Source organism: Streptomyces violascens, assembly GCF_014649955.1.
GTDB classification, from domain to species: Bacteria; Actinomycetota; Actinomycetes; order Streptomycetales; family Streptomycetaceae; genus Streptomyces; species Streptomyces violascens.
The window spans coordinates 365450-383040 of record NZ_BMUA01000004.1 but is presented as its reverse complement, the minus strand read 5'-3'; the positions used below and the strand labels follow the sequence as shown (position 1 = coordinate 383040).

The window sequence follows — 17591 nt, the reverse complement described above, 5'->3', positions numbered from 1 at the left end:
GCCACCACTGATCCTCCCACGTCCCGGATGGTGGGCCGGGACGTGGTCCAGCTGGCGGACTGTGATCTCGTCCGGTGCGGGCCGTGGTGGGTTGCTCGCGCAGATCCCCGCACCCCTGTAGGTGGCGCACCCCCGTGCGTGCGGCCCGGGCGACGGAGGTCGCGCACCGCGATGAGACTCAGCGGCCTGCCAAGGCCGACTCGCCCGCCTTGCGCATGGCTTCCAGCGGGGCCTTGTCGCAGCCCGTCATCTGCTCGACCTGGAGCACCGCCTGGTGCACGAGGAGGTCGAGGCCGCCGACGACCGCTCCCCCGCGTCCCGCCCAGGCGGCCGCGAGCGCCGTCGGCCAGGGCTCGTACAGGACGTCGAAGAGGGTGCCGGGCCGTTCGGGGACGGCCGCGGCCAGGGCGTCGGTGGTGCCGGCCGGGGTGGTGGCGACGACGAGAGGCGCCTCGAAGGCGTCGGCCGCCCGCGACCAGTCGGCGGTGCGGACGTCGACGCCGAGCCGTTCGCCCCAGCCGCGCATCTCCTCGGCCCGGGCCTCGGAGCGTACGTACGCCGTGACCGGCCCCGTGCAGATCCGGGCGAGCGCGGCGAGGGCCGAGGAGGCGGTCGCGCCCGCGCCGAGGACGGCGGCGGACTCGACCCGGGTCACCCCTCGCTCGCCCAGGGCCGCGATCATGCCGGGGATGTCGGTGTTGTCGCCGAGGCGGCGGCCGTCGTCCGTGAAGACGACGGTGTTGACCGCCTCGACCGAGGCCGCCGTCGCGCTCACCGCGTCGAGCAGCGGGATGACCGCCCGCTTCAGCGGCATCGTGAGGGACAGGCCCGCCCAGGACGTGTCGAGCCCCGCGAAGAAGCGGGACAGGCCCGCCTCGTCGACCTCGAACCGGTCGTAGGACCAGTGGGCGAGGCCCAGTTCGGCGTACGCGGCCCGGTGCAGGACCGGGGACAGCGAGTGTGCGATGGGCGACCCGAGCACGGCCGCCCTGCGCGCGCCCTCACTGGCCGGACTGGGCATTGAACTCTTCCTTCAGCTTGTTGAACTCGGCCAGGTTCTTGGCGAATTCGGTCTTCTGCTTGCCATCGGTGGCCACGAAGTACATCCAGCCGTCCGACGTCGGGTTCAGTGCGGCGGCAAGCGCCTCGGTGCCGGGGTTGCCGATGGGCCCGGGAGTCAGGCCCTTCCACTTGTACGTGTTGTACGGGTCCGGGTTGGCGTTGATCTCGGCCAGGCCGATCTTGATGTTGCTCTTGCCGGTGAGGTAGTTGTACGTCGAGTCGAACTGGAGCTTCTGGTTGGTCTGGGTGTTGTCCGGCTTGAGGCGGTTGTAGACGACCTCGGACATCTTGCGGAAGTCGTCGTGCGTCTTGCCCTCGGCCTGCACGAGGCTGGCCACGGTGATGAGCTGCCAGGGGCCGTCCAGGTTGAGCTTCTTGGCCTCGGCTGTCAGGTCCTGCTTGCCGTACTCGGAGCTGGCCCGGTTGACCATCTTCTTCAGGACGTCCTCGGGCTTCATGCCCTTGGCGACCGGGTAGCTCGCCGGGTAGAGGAATCCTTCCAGCGGGTCCTTGACGTTCTTGTGGCCCTTGGCCCAGTCGGGCAGGCCCATGCTGTCGGCCTTCTTGAGCGCGATGCCCTTGGTCGTGCCCACGGGCAGGCCGAGCCGGGTGTCGATCGCCTCGTACACCCAGGAGTTGCGTTTGCCTTCGGGAATGATGAGGGAGTTGCGGCTGCTCGGGTTGAGCATGAGCTTGACCGCGTTGGCCGCGGACATGCCCTTCTTCAGCGTGTAGGCGCCGGCCTGGATCGTCTTGCCCTTGGGGTCGTCGTTCTGGGCCTGGACGAAGGCGTCGATGCTCTTGACGACACCGGCCTGCTTGAGGATCTGGCCGATCTCGGAGCCGCCCGCGCCCGTCGGGATCTCGACGGTGACGGTCTCGCTGGTGCCCTCACCTGCGTAGTCGGGGGCCGTGCCGAATTTCTTCTGGTAGAAGTCGTAGCCCACGTAGCCGACCCCGCCGACGCCGACGGCGAAGATCACCGCGAGGACCAGGCAGGCGCGCCCGCTCTTGCCCTTCTTCTTGGTCTTGCCGCGCCGGTCGCGGCCACCGCCGTCTCCCTTGCTGCGGCGGGACTCACGCGGCTCGTCGTCTTCGCGTTCGCCATCGCCGGAGCCCGTGAAGAACGGGTGGTTCTCCTCCTGCGGCTCGGCGTCCCACTCACCGCCCTGCTCCGGCACCCCGGGCACGGCGGGCGACTGTCGCTGGCCGGGCGGCTGCGGCGGCGGATACGCCTCGGGGGTGCTGTAGAGGTCGTTGCCCTCGTCGGCGTAGCCGTTGTTGTACGGGTCGGGCTGCTGGCCCGCGTACGGCATGGCGGCCTGCTGGCCCGTGGCGTCCCAGCCCCCGCCCCCGCCCCCGTTGTACTGCTGGGCCTGCTGGGGCTGCTGGGCCTCGGCGGGCTGGGCCGCGTACTGCTGCTGCGGGTAGCCCTGCTGGGGCTGTTCGACGTAGCCCTGCTGGACCTGCTGCTCGGCGTACTGCGGCTGCGGCGCGTACGGGTCGTGCGGCTGCTGCGGGTAGTACTGCTGCTGTGGGTGCTGCTGGTACTGCTGCGGCTGCTGCTCGGGACCGCCGTACGGAACCTGACCGGAGGCAGCCTGCTGCGCTCCCCACCCCTGGTCCCCGTAGAGGGGATCCTCCGGGTGCCACGGTTCGGAGCCTGCGCCCCGGCCATACTCAGTCATCGGTCCCCTAGAGCCGCGAGGCATCCGGACGGTCCGCCTCTTTTACTGTGCGGCGACTGTTCGAATGCCTCCGCATCGGCCGGAACGTTACCGTATCGCGATCAGATAACCACTTCGACGCCTTCGCCGGGAGGGTTGCCCGACACCCGTTCGGCCTCAAGCGCGTTCTGAAGAATGATCACGGCGGCTGCCTGATCGATGACGGACCGTCCCTTCTTGGACTTCACTCCGGAGGCGCGCAGCCCCTGGCTCGCGGTGACCGTCGTCATCCGTTCGTCGACGAGCCGCACCCCGATCGGGGCGATGCCGCGCGCCAACTCCTGGGTGAACACACGGACTTTGGCCGCCGCCGGGCCCTCGCCCCCGTTGAGGGAGCGGGGCAGTCCGACGACCACCTCGATCGGCTCGTACTCCTCGACGAGCTGCCGCAACCGCCGGTGGGCGGCCGGGACATCGCGTCCCGGCACGGTCTCCACCGGCGTGGCGAGGACCCCGTCGGGGTCGCAGGACGCGACCCCGATCCGGGCGTCACCGACATCGATCGCCAGTCGGCGTCCTCGTCGCATCACGCGGTCTCTGCGACCTGGCGCTCGACGGCGTCGATGGCGTCGCCGATCGCGTCCGGGTGCTGGCCGCCGCCCTGGGCGACGTCCGGCTTGCCGCCACCGCCGCCGCCGAGCGTCTTGGCGGCGGTGCGGACCAGCTCACCGGCCTTGAGACCGCGCTCGCGGGCGGCCTCGTTGGTGGCGATGACGGTCACCGGGCGGCCGTTGGCGGTGGTGAACAGCGCGACCACGGCGGGGCGGTCGCCAGGAATGCGGCCACGCACGTCCAGGACCAGCTTGCGCAGGTCGTCGGCGGAGGTGCCGTCCGGCACCTGACCGGTGACAAGGGCGGTTCCCCGCACGTCCTTGGCGGAGTCGACGAGACCGGCGGCGGCCTGCAGCACCTTCTCCGCGCGGAACTTCTCGATCTCCTTCTCGGCGTCCTTCAGCTTGCCGAGCATGGAGGAGATCTTCTCCGGCAGCTCCTCGGGACGGCCCTTGACCAGCTCCTGGAGCTGGGCGACGACCGTGTGCTCACGGGCCAGGAAGTTGTACGCGTCCACGCCGACCAGCGCCTCGATGCGGCGTACGCCCGAGCCGATGGACGACTCGCCGAGCAGCTTCACCAGACCCAGCTGGGCGGTGTTGTGGACGTGGGTGCCGCCGCACAGCTCCTTGGAGAAGTCGCCGATGGTGACGACGCGGACCCGCTCGCCGTACTTCTCGCCGAACTCGGCGATGGCGCCCTGCTTCTTGGCCTCGTCGATCGACATGACCTCGGCCTGCACGTCCAGCTCGCGCGAGAGCACGTCGTTGATCTTCTGCTCGACGTCGGTGAGGACCGTGCCGGGAACGGCGTTCGGCGAGCCGAAGTCGAAGCGGAAGCGGCCCGGCGAGTTCTCGGAGCCGGCCTGGGCGGCCGTCGGGCCGAGCGCGTCGCGCAGCGCCTGGTGGGTGAGGTGGGTCGCGGAGTGGGCGCGGGCGATCGCGCGGCGGCGCTTGGTGTCGATGGCGGCGTACGCGGACGCGCCGACCGTCACCTCGCCGACCTGGACGACGCCCTTGTGCACGTGCACGCCCGGGACCGGCTTCTGTACGTCGCGGATCTCGATGACCGCGCCGGTGTCGAGCTTGATCCGGCCCTGGTCGGCGAGCTGGCCGCCGCCCTCGGCGTAGAAGGGGGTGCGGTCGAGGACGACCTCGACCTCGTCGCCCTCGGTGGCGGCGGGCGAGGGCACGCCGTCGACGAGCAGGCCGACGATGGTCGACTCGTTCTCGGTGGAGCCGTAGCCGGTGAAGTCGGTCTCGCCCGAGGCGTCGGCCACCTCGCGGTAGGCGGACAGGTCGGCGTGGCCGGTCTTCTTGGCGCGGGCGTCGGCCTTGGCCTGGTCCCGCTGCTGCTTCATCAGGCGGCGGAAGCCGTCCTCGTCCACGGAGAGGCCCTGTTCGGCGGCCATCTCCAGGGTGAGGTCGATCGGGAAGCCCCAGGTGTCGTGGAGCAGGAACGCCTTGTCGCCGGCCAGGACCGTGCCACCGGTGGCCTTGGTCTCGGTGATGGCGGTGTCCAGGATGTTGGTGCCGCCGCGCAGCGCCTTGAGGAAGGCGGCTTCCTCGGCGAGGGCGACCGTCTCGATGCGCTTGCGGTCGGTGACGAGCTCCGGGTACTGCTGGCCCATCGTCTTGATGACGACGTCGATCAGGTCCTGGACGACCGGGCCGGTGGCGCCCATGAGGCGCATGTTGCGGATGGCGCGGCGCATGATGCGGCGCAGCACATAGCCGCGGCCCTCGTTGCCCGGAGTCACACCGTCGCCGATGAGCATCACGGACGTACGGATGTGGTCGGCGACGACGCGCATCGAGACGTCGGACTCGTGCTTGTCGCCGTAGCGCACGCCCGTCAGCTCGGTGGCCTTGTCCATGACGACGCGCAGGGTGTCGGTCTCGTACATGTTCTGCACGCCCTGCAGGATCATCGCGAGGCGTTCGAGGCCGAGGCCGGTGTCGATGTTCTTGGAGGGCAGGTCGCCGAGGATCGGGAAGTCCTCCTTGCCCTCGCCGGCGCCGCGCTCGTACTGCATGAAGACCAGGTTCCAGATCTCCACGTACCGCTCGTCGTTGACGGCCGGGCCGCCTTCGACGCCGAACTCGGGGCCGCGGTCGTAGTTGATCTCGGAGCAGGGGCCGCACGGTCCGGGCACGCCCATGGACCAGAAGTTGTCCTTCTTGCCCAGGCGCTGGATGCGCTCCTTCGGCACACCGACGACCTCGTGCCAGATGCGCTCGGCCTCGTCGTCGTCGAGGTAGACCGTGATCCAGAGCTTCTCGGGCTCCAGGCCGTATCCGCCGTCCGCCACGGAGCTGGTGAGCAGCTCCCAGGCGTACTTGATGGCGCCTTCCTTGAAGTAGTCCCCGAAGGAGAAGTTGCCGCACATCTGGAAGAACGTGCCGTGCCGGGTGGTCTTGCCGACCTCCTCGATGTCCGGCGTGCGCACGCACTTCTGCACGCTGGTGGCGCGCGGCGCGGGGGGCTTGGTCTCACCGAGGAAGTACGGCTTGAAGGGGACCATGCCCGCGTTGACGAGCAGCAGAGTCGGGTCGTCCGCGATGAGCGACGCCGAAGGGACGACGGTGTGCCCGCGCTCCTCGAAGAAGCTCAGCCAGCGGCGGCGAATCTCGGCCGACTCCATCAGTGGTCCTCATTCCGGTTGTACGAATGCTTGGGGTACTGCTGTTGTGTGGTCTCGATGGCGACGAGGCGGCGCTGCGCGGGAAGTTCGCGCGGCGGCTCGCTCTCGCCGATGCCCAGGACGTCATTGAGTTCGGCCTCGCGCTGCGCCATGCCGGACCTGATGTCGAGGGCGAAGTCCTTGAGCCGGTGGCCGGCCTCGACCGCCTTGTCGGCGGTGCGCGCGGCCAGGCTCTCCGGGGTGAGCTGTTTCAGCTTCCGGTTCACCTTGGTGGTGGCCCAGACTCCGGCGGCCGCGCCCGCGGTGAACCAGAACGTACGGCGGAACATCGCAGCGTCAGCCCTTTCGCTTCGACCGCCGCGCGGACGGCACGGTCCGCCCGACGATCACGTTACGTCGGCTCTCCCGAGCGGGCACATCGGCCGGGGCGGCGCCCTTGCGGCCGATCGCCCGGCGCACCCCGTACCCGAAGGCCGCCACCTTCACCAGCGGGCCGCCGAAGGTGGAGGCGACGGTGGTGGACAGCGCGGACGCGTTGGAGGTGACCTCCTGGACGTCCGAGGCGATGGCGTCGACCCGGTCCAGCTGGGTCTGGGCGGAGCGCACCGCGGTGGAGGCGTCCGCGAGCAGGGGGACGGCCTGGTCGGTGACGTCCGCGACCAGCTTGGTCGTCGCCTTCAGCGTCTGGGCCAGCCTCACGAGAACGACCGCGAGGAAGGACACCAGGATCGCCCAGAAGACGGCCACCAGGATCCCGGCCACCTCTCCACCGGACACTTGCACCGCTCCCCGCAACCCGTCGGAACTCGAAAACCTCGAAAAAGGTAGTCCTCCGACCCTATCGCGCCGGGGATGGCTCCCCGTACCGCATTCCGGGCCGTCACAAACGGAGGGACGCAACCCGATTGTACGCATTGCATACACTTGAGTACGCCGCGTGTTCCATGCGCTCCCGTCTGCCCGCAGAGTTGAACCGCTTCGTCGGGCGAGACCGAGAACTGGAACGCCTGGCCCGCCGGCTCCGCGAGGCGCGCATGGTCACCGTGACCGGCGTGGACGGGGTCGGCAAGACACGTATCGCACTGCGGGCCGCGGCCGCCGCGGCGGAGCAGGAACGGTACTGCGACGGGGTCCGGCTGGTCGAGCTGTCCGCTCTGGACGATCCTGGCCTGCTCGGCCACGCGTTCGTCGAGGCGCTCGGCCTGACCGATCACACGGCGAGACCGCCGCGCAGGCTGCTGCTCGACCACCTCGCCGAACGCCGGATCCTGCTGGTGGTCGACGGTTTCGAGCAGCTGGTGGACTCCTGCGCCGAGCTCTTGCGGGAGCTGCTGCGGGCCTGCCCGGACCTTCGGGTCCTCGCCGCCGGGCGGCTGCCGCTCAGGATCGACGGCGAGCGGGTCTTCCCGCTGGCTCCGATGGGCGACGAGGACGCGCTGCGGCTCTTCACGGAGCGCGCGGCCGGCGTCCGGGCCGGCGAGCGGTCGGTCGAGGGGCACGAAGTGGCCGCCGCCGGGCTGTGCCGTCGGCTCGACGGGATCCCGCTGGCCCTGGAGCTGGCGGCCGGCCGGCTCGGCACGCTCTCGGTGGAGCAGTTGCTGCGCCGCCTGGACGACCGGTTCCGGCTGCTCACCGGGGGCGGGCGCGGGGCGCTGCCCCGCCATGGTGGCCCGGGCGCGGGGTCAAGTGGCCGACGGCGTGCGGGAGTCGGCGCACGGGCGCGAGGGTCAGCCGCACGAGGGGGCGCACACGCGAAAGCCCGCCGCCTCCCGCTCCGTGCGGAGCGGGGGGACGGCGGGCTGAAGCGCTGAGGCTCCGGTGTTACGCCTGGATCAGCGGGCGTAGTACTCGACGACGAGCTGCTCGTCGCAGATGACCGGGATTTCCTTGCGGTTCGGGTCGCGGTCCAGGCGGAAGGCCAGGGCCTTCAGGTTCACCTGGAGGTAGCGCGGGGTCTCGCCCTCGCCGGCGTAGCCACCCTCGCGGGCAACCTGGAAGGGGACCTTCTCGCGGCTGCGCTCGCGGACGGTCACGACGTCGTCCGGACGGACGCGGAACGACGGCTTGTCGACCTTGCCACCGTTGACCTGGATGTGACCGTGCACGACCATCTGGCGGGCCTGGTAGATGGTGCGGGCGATGCCCGAACGCAGAACCAGGGCGTCGAGGCGGCGCTCGAGCTCGACGACCAGCGCCTCGCCCGTCTTGCCCTCGGCCTTCTTGGCGCGGTCGTAGGCACGCGCCATCTGGCGCTCGCTGATGTCGTACTGGGCGCGCAGACGCTGCTTCTCGAGCAGACGGACCTTGTAGTCCGAGTTCTGCTTGCGGCCACGGCCGTGCTCGCCCGGCGGGTAGGGGCGGGCCTCGAAGTACTTGACGGCCTTCGGCGTCAGCGCGATGCCGAGCGCACGAGACTTCTTGACCTTGGGACGCGACTGGTTAGGCACGTTCTCCAAACCTCCATGGTTGGGTTAGGTTAGGCTCACCTTACTCAAGGAGATCGCATGTCTCGTCCGGGGAACACCAGTCACATCACGGACAGCACGAAGAAGGCCGGCCAAACGCCGCTTTCACGGGAGGCCGACTCTCCCGACTCCCCTGGAGCCGGGCACGTGACGGAGGTCCGATCAGATCGTGGTCAGCCGCGTCCCAGCGGACTTGAAATCGCGCGGATGCCGTCAGCAGCCGAGCGCACACGAACTCTCGTACATAGTACCTGCTCGGCGGTGCTGCTCGTACCGGGCCTTGTGTCGGCCCGCCCGGAGCAGCTGATCGCCGACGTCCGCAGCGTCGGTCCCGACGGCGACCTGTTCCTGGTCTTCCCCGCCGACTCCCCGGTCGTACGGGCCGCCACCCACGCCCAGGACGACGAGGTCCGGGCCGTCCTTGAGATCACGGACGTGGCTCCGGTCTCCGTCCCCCACCGCATCCGGGGCCGCGCCTGGGTCTCCGGCTGGCTGACCCTGGTGCCGGGGCAGGCTGCGCCCGGCCGCATGATGCTCCGCCTCGAAGTGGGCGAGGCGTACGTGGACGACCTGTGGGGCGCGAGCGCGGTGGACCCCGAGGACTTCGCGCGGGCCACCCCCGATCCCCTCGTCCGGCACGAGACCGAGCTCCTCCAGCATCTCGACTCCGCCCACGGCGAGCGGGTGCGGCTGCTGTGCGGGCTCGTGGAGCGGGACGGTGTCGTCGGGGTCACCCCGCTGGCGCTCGACCGGTTCGGTCTGCGGGTACGTTTCCGCCGGGCCGACGGCCACACCTTCGACGCGCGCTTCGACTTCCCCGACCCGGTCGAGGACATCACGGCCCTGCGCCGAGCCATGCACCAGCTCTTCGAGGCGGCAGCCCGCTAGCCCGCTGGGCTGAAGGTGCGGTGCCGGCTGCCAGGGGCGCGGGGAACTGCGCGACCGGCCACGCACGGTCCGCACCCGACGAGCCACATGGTGAAGCCCCTCCGGCCTTTGAGGAGCGGGGCCGGAGGGCAGCGCCCCGGGCAACGGACCTCAAGCCGAACCCCAGGGCGGGGTGGGAGCTAGTCCTCGGTCCTGCCCAGACGCTCCCGCACCCGCTCCACCACATCCGCATACCGCGCCTCCGCCCCGTACCGCGTCGGCTCGTAGTAGCGCCGGTCCGCCACCGCGTCCGGCGCGTACTGCTGGGAGGCGATCGCGCCCGGCACGTCGTGCGGGTAGACATAGCCCTGCGCGTGCCCCAGCTTGGCCGCGCCCTTGTAGTGGCCGTCGCGGAGGTGCGGCGGGACGGGCCCCGCCAGGCCGCCCCGGACGTCCTCCATCGCCGCCGCGATGGCCGTCGTCGCGGAGTTGGACTTCGGGGCGAGCGCCAGCGCGATCGTGGCGTGGCTCAGGGTCAGGGCCGCCTCGGGGAAGCCGATGAGGGCCACCGCCTGGGCTGCCGCCACCGCCGTGGGCAGCGCGGTCGGATCGGCGAGGCCGATGTCCTCGCTCGCGGAGATGATCAGGCGCCTGGCGATGAAGCGGGGGTCCTCGCCCGCTTCGATCATCCGGGCCAGATAGTGCAGCGCCGCGTCGACGTCGGAGCCGCGGATCGACTTGATCAGGGCGCTCGCCACGTCGTAGTGCTGGTCACCGCCCTTGTCGTACTTCACCGCCGCCCGGTCGACCGTCTCCTCAAGCGTCTGGAGCGTGATCTCCTGCTCCGACTTGGCGAGCGCGGAGCCGGCCGCCGCCTCCAGGGCGGTCAGTGCCCGGCGTGCGTCGCCGCCCGCGATGCGCAGCAGGTGGGCCTCGGCGTCCGGGGGCAGGGTGACCGCGCCGCCCAGACCGCGCTCCTCGGTGAGCGCCCGCCGGACGAGCGCCTTCAGGTCGTCGTCGGTGAGCGGTTCGAGGGTGAGCAGGAGGGAGCGCGACAGGAGGGGGGAGATCACCGAGAAGTACGGGTTCTCCGTGGTCGCCGCGATCAAGGTGACCCAGCGGTTCTCGACCGCGGGGAGCAGCGAGTCCTGCTGGGCCTTGGAGAAGCGGTGGATCTCGTCGAGGAAGAGGACGGTCTCCTTGCCGAAGCCGCCGATGGCGCGGCGCGCGCCGTCGATGACCGCGCGGACCTCCTTCACCCCGGCCGTGATCGCCGAGAGCTCGACGAATCGCTTGTTGGTCGCCTTGGAGACGACGTACGCGAGCGTCGTCTTGCCCGTGCCCGGCGGGCCCCACAGGATCACCGAGGACGGTCCGGCCGGGCCGCCGGCGCCCTCCCCCACCAGGCGCCGCAGCGGCGAGCCCTGCTTCAGGAGGTGCTGCTGGCCGACCACCTCGTCGAGGACGCGCGGGCGCATCCGTACGGCCAGAGGGCTGCCCGCCGGGTCTTTCTCCTGGCGGTCCTCTGCGGCTGCGGTGAAGAGATCGGGTTCCACGTCAACGAGCCTATGACACGCCACTGACAACGCCGCCGAGCTGCGGCGATGCCGGTCAGCTGGTCCAGAAGTCCCACCAGCGGGTCAGGATCAGCATGCCGATGATCCCGATGTGCAGGACCGGCAGCACCCAGGTGAACTCGGACAGGAACTTCTTCGCCCAGTCCGGCGCGGGCAGCAGGCCCCTGCGGATGTTGAAGGACGTCACGTACCAGAACATGAAGATCGTGGCGACCCACGCCAGGCAGCACCACAGGCACAGCGAGTTGATGCGGTACAGCGATTCGAACTGGAGCCAGCTGACGAATCCGACGCCGAACAGCGTGCCCGCGTTGAAGGTCAGCCAGTACCAGCGGCGGAACCGGCCGCCCGCCAGGATGCTCATGCCGACGCAGATGACGATGCCGTACGCGACCAGACCCAGCATCGGATTCGGGAAGCCGAACGCGGCCGCCTGGTCGCTCTTCATGATGTTGCCGCAGGACACGACCGGGTTGAGGCTGCAGCCCGGCACGAAGTTCGGGTTCTCGAGGAGCTTGAACTTGTCGAGCGTGATGACCCAGGCCGCCACGAGTCCGGCCGCGCCGGTGATCACGAGCAGCCAGGCGAAGGCGCGGCTGCCGCCGATCGCCCCCTTGCTGCTCACCTCCTGATGGCCGGAGTCGGAGGAGACGTCGTCAAGTGTTGTGGTCATAGCGCCGTTCCGTCATCCCGTCATCGTGGTTGCCTGTCCTGCCGCCGCCTCATTCTGCCGCACGGAGCACGCTGTCCACCGTTCGATGGACATAAGGAGGTCCGCACGAGGGTGCCCGGGCCGACGGTTGCGCGGGACGCTCTTTGCCATGACACAACTGGCGGTTGATGTACGCGGACTTCGCAAGCAGTACGGCGAGGTCACCGCGGTCGACGGACTGGACCTCGGCATCCGGCACGGAGAGGTCTTCGGCATCCTCGGCCCCAACGGGGCCGGCAAGAGCACCACGGTGGAGATCCTGCAGGGCCACCGCGGCAGGGACGGCGGCGAGGTGTCGGTCCTCGGGGCCGACCCGGCGAGTGCCGGGCGCGCCTGGCGCTCGCGGGTCGGCATCGTGTGGCAGGACGAGTCGGCTCCCGCCGAGCTCACGGTCCGCGAGACCGTGCACCACTTCGCCCGCTACTACCCGAACCCGCGCGACCCGGAGCAGGTCATCGCCCTGGTCGGCCTGGAGAAGAAGGCGTCGGCCCGGATCAAGGGCCTCTCGGGCGGCCAGCGGCGGCGCCTCGATGTCGCGCTCGGCGTGATCGGCGGACCCGAACTGCTGCTCCTGGACGAACCCACGACCGGCTTCGACCCGGCGGCCCGGCGCCAGTTCTGGGAGCTGATCCGGCTGCTCGCGCGCGAGGGCACCACCATCGTCCTGACCACGCACTACCTGGAGGAGGCCGAAGCCCTCGCCGACCGGCTCGCGGTGATCGCGGGCGGCAAGGTCGTCGCCGAGGGCGAGCCCGCCGCGCTGCGGCAGAGCCTCGGCACCGGCGCCACCGTCGAGTGGACCGAGGTCGACGGCTCGCCGCGCACCCTGCGCACCGAGACGCCGACCCGCACCGTCGCCGAGCTGATGCACCGCTTCGACGGCGAGATCCCCGGCCTCAGGATCGGCCGGCCCACCCTTGAGGACGTCTACCTGCGGCTCACCGGCCAGCTGGACCCGCAGGGGGAGGAAGCACGATGACCACCACCACCGACACCCTCGTTTCCTCCCGTGCGGGGGCTCCCCGACTGCCCGGCACCTGGTCCCTCGGCCTGCGCCGCGGCGCACTGGAGATCAAGCAGTTCGTCCGCCGGCGGGACCAGGTGATCTTCACCTTCGCCTTCCCGGTCGTCTTCCTCGCCCTGTTCGCGTCGATCTTCAGCGGCCAGGTCGAGAACGCCGGGATCACGGCCTCGCAGCTGTACGCCGCGGGCATGATCGCGGCGGGCATCATGTCGGTCAGCTTCCAGTCGCTCGGCATCTCGATCGCCATCGAGCGGGACGAGAAGGTGCTGCGCCGGCTCCGCGGTACGCCGATGCCACCCGCCGCGTACTTCCTCGGCAAGGTCTGGCTGGTGCTCGCCACGGGCATCGCCGAGACGGCCGTACTGCTGCTCTTCGGGGCGACCCTGTTCGACCTCGACCTGCCGACGACGGCGACGAAGTGGCTGGAGTTCTCGTGGATCTTCGTCCTCGGCATCACCGGCTGCGCCCTGCTCGGCATCGCGATCAGCAGCCTGCCGAAGTCGGGCAAGAGCGCGAGCTCGGTGGTCGTACTGCCCTTCCTGGTGCTCCAGTTCATCTCCGGTGTCTACATTCCGGTGGGTACGCTGCCGGACTGGCTGCTCGACATCAGCGCGTTCTTCCCGCTGAAGTGGATGTGCCAGGGCTTCCGCGGGGTGTTCCTGCCGCAGTCCGCCGCCGTGCTGGAGCAGGCGGGCGACTGGGAGTTCGGACGGATCGCGCTGGTGCTCGGCGCGTGGTGCATCGGAGGATTGGTCCTGTGTCTGCTGACGTTCAGGTGGAAGAGCCGCCGCGACGGCTGACGGAGTTCGCGGCCGCGGCCGGAGCGCGCGACACCCATGTGTGGGACCGCTCGTTCCTGCCATGGGACGCCTACTTCGCGGTGGTGTGGCTGGCCACGGCGGTGTTCGTGCTCGGCGCCGACCTGCCGTCGTTGCCGTACCGGATCACCGCGGTGGCGCTGATGTCGCTGCTCATCCCCTGGTACCTGCGGGCCGGGCGGCCGGCGATGCTGGACGGCGGCGCGGACGAGCGGCAGTCCCTGCGCTACGTCGTGGCCTCGGTGGTGATCTTCCTGCCGCCCGCGTTCCTGGTCGGCGAGACCCGGCTGATCACGTTCGCGCTCGCGCCGCCCTGCTTCATGCTCCTGCCGGTGCGCAAGGCGATGATCACGATGGGTGTCGTGAACGTCGTGCCCGTGGCGGGCTGGGCGCTGATCTGGCGGCCCGAGTCCCAGGTGGTCTTCTTCAACTCCGTCTTCGCGGTGGCCACGCTCGCCTTCTCCGGCTTCTTCGGCGTCTGGGTCATCCGGATCATCGAGCAGAGCAAGGAACGGGCCTCCCTGATCGGCGAGCTGGAGGCGAGCCGCGAGGAGGTGGCCCGGCTCTCGGCGGAGCGCGGCGCGCTCACCGAGCGGGAGCGGATGTCGCGGGAGATCCACGACACCCTCGCGCAGGGCTTCACCAGCGTGTTGATGCTGGTGCAGGCCGTCCAGACGGAACTGGACCACGACGTTCCGCTGGCCCGGCGCCATCTCGACCTCATGGAGTCCACCGCCCGCCAGAACCTGGCGGAGGCCCGGGCCCTGGTCGCCGGCGGCGCCCCCGCGGATCTGGACGGCGGCTCCCTGCCCGATGCGGTACGCCGCCTCGCCGACCGGCACGAGGCACCGGCCGGGCTCGAAGTGAGGGGCACCGTACGGGAGTTGCCCGCCGGGATCGAAGTGGTCGCCCTGCGGTCCTGCCAGGAGGCGTTGTCCAACGCCCGCAAGCACGCGGGCCCCGGGGCGCCGGTGCGGCTCACGCTCGCATACGGTGAGGCCTCGTTGACCGTGTCCGTACGGGACGAGGGCGACGGCTTCGACCTCTCGGCGCCGCGCACGGGGTACGGCCTCGCCGGTCTCCGGGCCCGGGCCGCCGAGGTGGGCGGCACCGCCGAGATCCGCAGCGCGCCGGGCGCGGGCACCTCGGTCACCGTCCGACTACCCGTCCCCACAGCGCACTTGAGGAGTTCGCCGTGATCCGCATCCTGCTCGCCGACGACCATCCGGTGGTACGGGAGGGCCTGCGTGGGATGCTCGCGGCCGAGCCCGACCTGGAGGTGGTGGCCGACGCCGCCAACGGCCCGCAGGCCGAGGCGCTGTGCGCGGAGCTGCGGCCGGACATCGTGCTGATGGACCTGCGGATGCCGGGCGGCGACGGGGTCGAGTCGATCGGCCGCCTCACCGCCTCGGGGCTGCCGTGCCGGGTGATCGTGTTGACCACGTACGAAACGGACCGGGACATTCTGCGGGCCGTCGAGGCGGGGGCGGCGGGGTATCTGCTCAAGGACCTCGCGCGGGGGGAGCTGGCGCAGGCGGTGCGGGCTGCCGCGCGGGGCGAGACGGTGCTCGCGCCCTCCGTCGCGGGGCGGCTCGTCGACCAGCTCCGTGCTCGGCCCGAGCGGCCGCGGCTGTCCGAGCGGGAGGTTTCCGTGCTGCGGCTGGTGGCCGAGGGGTGCACGAATGCCGAGATCGGGCGGCGGTTGTTCGTCGCGGAGTCGACGGTGAAGACGCATGTGGTGCGGATCTTCGGGAAGCTGGGGGTGGATGACCGCACGGCGGCGGTTACGCGAGCGATGGCCCTGGACCTGTTGTAGCCCCCACCCCGCCCCTTCCCTGGACCCTCCGGGGGTGGGTGGGGGCTGAGGTCAGGGGGTGCCGGGGGCTCTGCCCCCCGCACCCCCTTCGGGGCTCCGCCCCGGACCCCGTTCGCGCCTCGAGGGCGCTCGTCCTCGAACTCCCCCAAGGCCTTGAGGGCCAGGGAAGACCCCCATGACAGGCTGGAGTTCTGCCCCCCTTCAGCCCAGGCGGGAACGTACCGCTTCCAGGATCGAGTCCAGCGGCACGGGGGTCTGCTCGCCCGATTCCATGTCCTTCAGCTGGGCCACGCCCTCCGCCAGGTCCCGCTCTCCCGCGACCAGCGTGAAGCGCGCGCCAGAGCGGTTCGCCGACTTCATCGCGCCCTTCAGGCCCTTCGCTCCGAAGCTGAAGTCCGTCGCGATGCCCGCCCGGCGCAGCTCCGTCACCTTGGTGAAGAGGACGCGGCGGGCCTCCTCGCCGAGGGGAACCGCGAACACGCTGGTCGTGGAGGGGAGTTCGAGGGTCACGCCCTCGGCCTCCAGGGCAAGGACCGTACGGTCGACGCCCAGCGCCCAGCCCACCGACGGCAGCGAGGGGCCGCCGATCATCTCGGAGAGGCCGTCGTAGCGACCGCCGCCGCCGACCGCGGACTGCGAGCCCAGACCGTCGTGGACGAACTCGAACGTCGTGCGGGTGTAGTAGTCGAGGCCGCGCACGAGCCGCGCGTCGTCCTCGTACACGACACCCTCCGCCGTCAGGAGCTCGCGCACCTCCTCGTGGTACGCCTTGCAGGCGTCGCAGAGGTAGTCGCGCAGGAGCGGGGCACCCGTCAGCTGCTTCTGGACCGCGTCCCGCTTGTCGTCGAGCACCCGCAGCGGGTTGATCTCGGCCCGGCGCAGCGTGTCCTCGTCCAGGTCGAGCCCGCGCAGGAAGTCCTGGAGGGCGTCGCGATAGACCGGACGGCACTCCTTGTCGCCGAGCGAGTTCAGCAGGATGCGGAAGTTGCGCAGACCCAGCGAGCGGTACGCGTCGTTCGCCAGGATGATCAGCTCGGCGTCGAGCGCCGGGTCCTCCGCGCCGATCGCCTCGGCGCCGACCTGCGAGAAGTGCCGGTAACGGCCCTTCTGCGGGCGCTCGTAGCGGTAGTACGAGCCCGAGTACCAGAGCTTGACAGGGAGGTTGCCCGCCTTGTGCAGGTTGGCCTCCAGGGCCGCGCGCAGCACGGACGCGGTGCCTTCGGGGCGCAGCGCGAGCTTGTCGTTGCCCTTGGTCGTGAAGGCGTACATCTCCTTCGTGACGATGTCGGTGGACTCGCCGACACCGCGCGCGAAGAGCTCGACGTTCTCGAAGCCCGGGGTCTCGATGTAGCCGTAACCCGACCGCTTCAGGGGCGCCGCGATGGCCTCGCGCACGGCGAGGAAGCGCGCCGAGTCCGGCGGGAGCAGGTCGTACGTGCCCTTGGGGGCCTGGAAAGTACTCATGGGAAGACTTCTCGTCACATTCCTCGTCGGGGAGAGGCGATGCCCTCTCCCTGGCCGGCGGCCACCTGCCGCAGATACGGGTTGGTGGCGCGCTCCTGGCCGATGGTCGTCTGGGAGCCGTGGCCGGACAGCACCACGGTCGAGTCGTCGAGCGGCAGGCACACACGGCCCAGCGACTCGAGGAGCTCGGCGTGGCTGCCGCCGGGCAGGTCGGTGCGTCCGACGGAGCCGGCGAAGAGCAGGTCGCCCGAGAACAGGATCGGAGGGATGTCCTCCGCCTCGGGCAGCCCGAACGTCACCGACCCCTTGGTATGGCCGGGCGCATGCGACACGGTGAGCTCCATGCCCGCGAGCGCCAGCTTGGCGCCGTCGGTGAGCTCCTTGACGTCGTCCGGCTCCCCCACCGTGAGCTCGCCCATGAGCTGCGCGCCGATGGCCCGGCCCAGGGCCTTCTCGGGGTCGCTCATCATGTAGCGGTCGTCGGGGTGGATCCAGGCGGGTACGTCGTGGGCTCCGCAGACCGGGACGACCGAGGCGCAGTGGTCGATGTGGCCGTGGGTGAGGACGACGGCGACGGGCTTGAGCCGATGCTTCTTCAGCGTTTCCTCGACGCCCTGGGCGGCCTGGTGGCCGGGGTCGATGATCACGCATTCCTCGCCTGCGGCGGGGGCGACCAGGTAGCAGTTGGTCCCCCAGGCCCCGGCGGGGAACCCGGCAATCAGCACGATCGTCCTCGATTTCTTGCGCGGCGGGTGATTACGGCTGCTCAGAGCCTACCGGCGCTGCTCCGGTCACAGCGAACCCATATACGGTACGGGGCACAGTCAGCTCGTACGCACGTACCCGTATCCCCTGAGACCGCA

The 17591-nt window shown here is 70.6% G+C and carries 16 protein-coding genes and 1 pseudogene; 6 read left to right on the top strand and 11 right to left on the bottom strand.

Annotation, left to right across the window (positions count from 1 at the left end; genetic code table 11):
• Positions 1 to 178: 178 nt before the first annotated feature.
• From IE206_RS12790 to IE206_RS12765, 6 genes are all read right to left on the bottom strand, one after another.
• Entirely contained in the window at positions 179 to 1021 is an 843-nt protein-coding gene (locus IE206_RS12790; protein ID WP_189962222.1) for a shikimate dehydrogenase, read from the bottom strand.
• Positions 1002 to 2750, bottom strand: coding sequence for an endolytic transglycosylase MltG (gene mltG, locus IE206_RS12785; protein ID WP_189962221.1), 1749 nt, complete (start codon positions 2748 to 2750; stop codon positions 1002 to 1004). The genes IE206_RS12790 and mltG overlap by 20 nt, the downstream gene beginning before the upstream one ends.
• A 101-nt stretch (positions 2751 to 2851) precedes the next feature.
• Entirely contained in the window at positions 2852 to 3316 is a 465-nt protein-coding gene (gene ruvX / locus IE206_RS12780) for a Holliday junction resolvase RuvX (protein ID WP_189962220.1), read from the bottom strand.
• Positions 3316 to 5985, bottom strand: coding sequence for an alanine--tRNA ligase (alaS, locus tag IE206_RS12775; RefSeq protein ID WP_189962219.1), 2670 nt, complete (start codon positions 5983 to 5985; stop codon positions 3316 to 3318). Before alaS ends, ruvX begins: the two co-directional genes overlap by 1 nt.
• The gene (locus IE206_RS12770; protein WP_189962218.1) at positions 5985 to 6314 is read right to left on the bottom strand and encodes a DUF6167 family protein; all 330 of its coding nucleotides are present in this window, start codon (positions 6312 to 6314) and stop codon (positions 5985 to 5987) included. The genes alaS and IE206_RS12770 overlap by 1 nt, the downstream gene beginning before the upstream one ends.
• A 7-nt stretch (positions 6315 to 6321) precedes the next feature.
• Positions 6322 to 6762, bottom strand: coding sequence for a DUF948 domain-containing protein (locus IE206_RS12765; protein WP_053723652.1), 441 nt, complete (start codon positions 6760 to 6762; stop codon positions 6322 to 6324).
• A gap of 167 nt (positions 6763 to 6929) precedes the next feature.
• Here IE206_RS12765 and IE206_RS12760 point away from each other — a divergent pair.
• Positions 6930 to 7649 (top strand): annotated as a pseudogene (locus IE206_RS12760) (ATP-binding protein); the annotation flags it as partial.
• A gap of 168 nt (positions 7650 to 7817) precedes the next feature.
• On the opposite strand, the gene rpsD reads toward IE206_RS12760, so the two are convergent.
• The gene (rpsD, locus tag IE206_RS12755; RefSeq protein ID WP_053723667.1) at positions 7818 to 8432 is read right to left on the bottom strand and encodes a 30S ribosomal protein S4; all 615 of its coding nucleotides are present in this window, start codon (positions 8430 to 8432) and stop codon (positions 7818 to 7820) included.
• 225 nt (positions 8433 to 8657) lie between these two features.
• On the opposite strand from rpsD, the gene IE206_RS12750 reads away from it, so the two are divergent.
• Complete coding sequence (locus tag IE206_RS12750; RefSeq protein WP_189962216.1) at positions 8658 to 9338, top strand: DUF2470 domain-containing protein; 681 nt, start codon at positions 8658 to 8660, stop codon at positions 9336 to 9338.
• 179 nt (positions 9339 to 9517) lie between these two features.
• Here IE206_RS12750 and IE206_RS12745 read toward each other — a convergent pair whose 3' ends face one another.
• Together IE206_RS12745 and IE206_RS12740 are read right to left on the bottom strand one after the other, a co-directional pair.
• Positions 9518 to 10873 carry a replication-associated recombination protein A gene (locus IE206_RS12745; RefSeq protein WP_189962215.1) on the bottom strand — a complete coding sequence of 452 codons (1356 nt, stop codon included), beginning with the start codon at positions 10871 to 10873 and terminating at the stop codon, positions 9518 to 9520.
• A 55-nt stretch (positions 10874 to 10928) separates the two neighbouring features.
• Positions 10929 to 11567 (bottom strand): vitamin K epoxide reductase family protein, encoded by a 639-nt coding sequence (locus IE206_RS12740; protein ID WP_189962214.1) that lies wholly within the window; start codon positions 11565 to 11567, stop codon positions 10929 to 10931.
• A gap of 148 nt (positions 11568 to 11715) precedes the next feature.
• On the opposite strand from IE206_RS12740, the gene IE206_RS12735 reads away from it, so the two are divergent.
• From IE206_RS12735 to IE206_RS12720, 4 genes are read left to right on the top strand one after another with little or no spacing between them, the layout of a single operon-like run.
• A complete protein-coding gene (locus tag IE206_RS12735; protein WP_189962213.1) occupies positions 11716 to 12585 on the top strand; it encodes an ABC transporter ATP-binding protein in 870 nt (289 codons plus the stop codon).
• A complete protein-coding gene (locus tag IE206_RS12730) occupies positions 12582 to 13430 on the top strand; it encodes an ABC transporter permease (RefSeq protein WP_189962212.1) in 849 nt (282 codons plus the stop codon). The genes IE206_RS12735 and IE206_RS12730 overlap by 4 nt, the downstream gene beginning before the upstream one ends.
• Positions 13388 to 14647 (top strand): sensor histidine kinase, encoded by a 1260-nt coding sequence (locus IE206_RS12725; RefSeq protein ID WP_189962211.1) that lies wholly within the window; start codon positions 13388 to 13390, stop codon positions 14645 to 14647. Before IE206_RS12730 ends, IE206_RS12725 begins: the two co-directional genes overlap by 43 nt.
• Entirely contained in the window at positions 14644 to 15264 is a 621-nt protein-coding gene (locus IE206_RS12720) for a response regulator (protein ID WP_189962210.1), read from the top strand. Before IE206_RS12725 ends, IE206_RS12720 begins: the two co-directional genes overlap by 4 nt.
• Before the next feature lie 201 nt (positions 15265 to 15465).
• On the opposite strand, the gene hisS is transcribed toward IE206_RS12720, so the two are convergent.
• On the bottom strand, positions 15466 to 16728 hold the full coding sequence (gene hisS / locus IE206_RS12715) for a histidine--tRNA ligase (RefSeq protein WP_189962209.1): 1263 nt from the start codon (positions 16726 to 16728) through the stop codon (positions 15466 to 15468).
• Between the two features lie 14 nt (positions 16729 to 16742).
• On the bottom strand, positions 16743 to 17453 hold the full coding sequence (locus IE206_RS12710; RefSeq protein ID WP_189962208.1) for an MBL fold metallo-hydrolase: 711 nt from the start codon (positions 17451 to 17453) through the stop codon (positions 16743 to 16745).
• Positions 17454 to 17591: the final 138 nt, after the last annotated feature.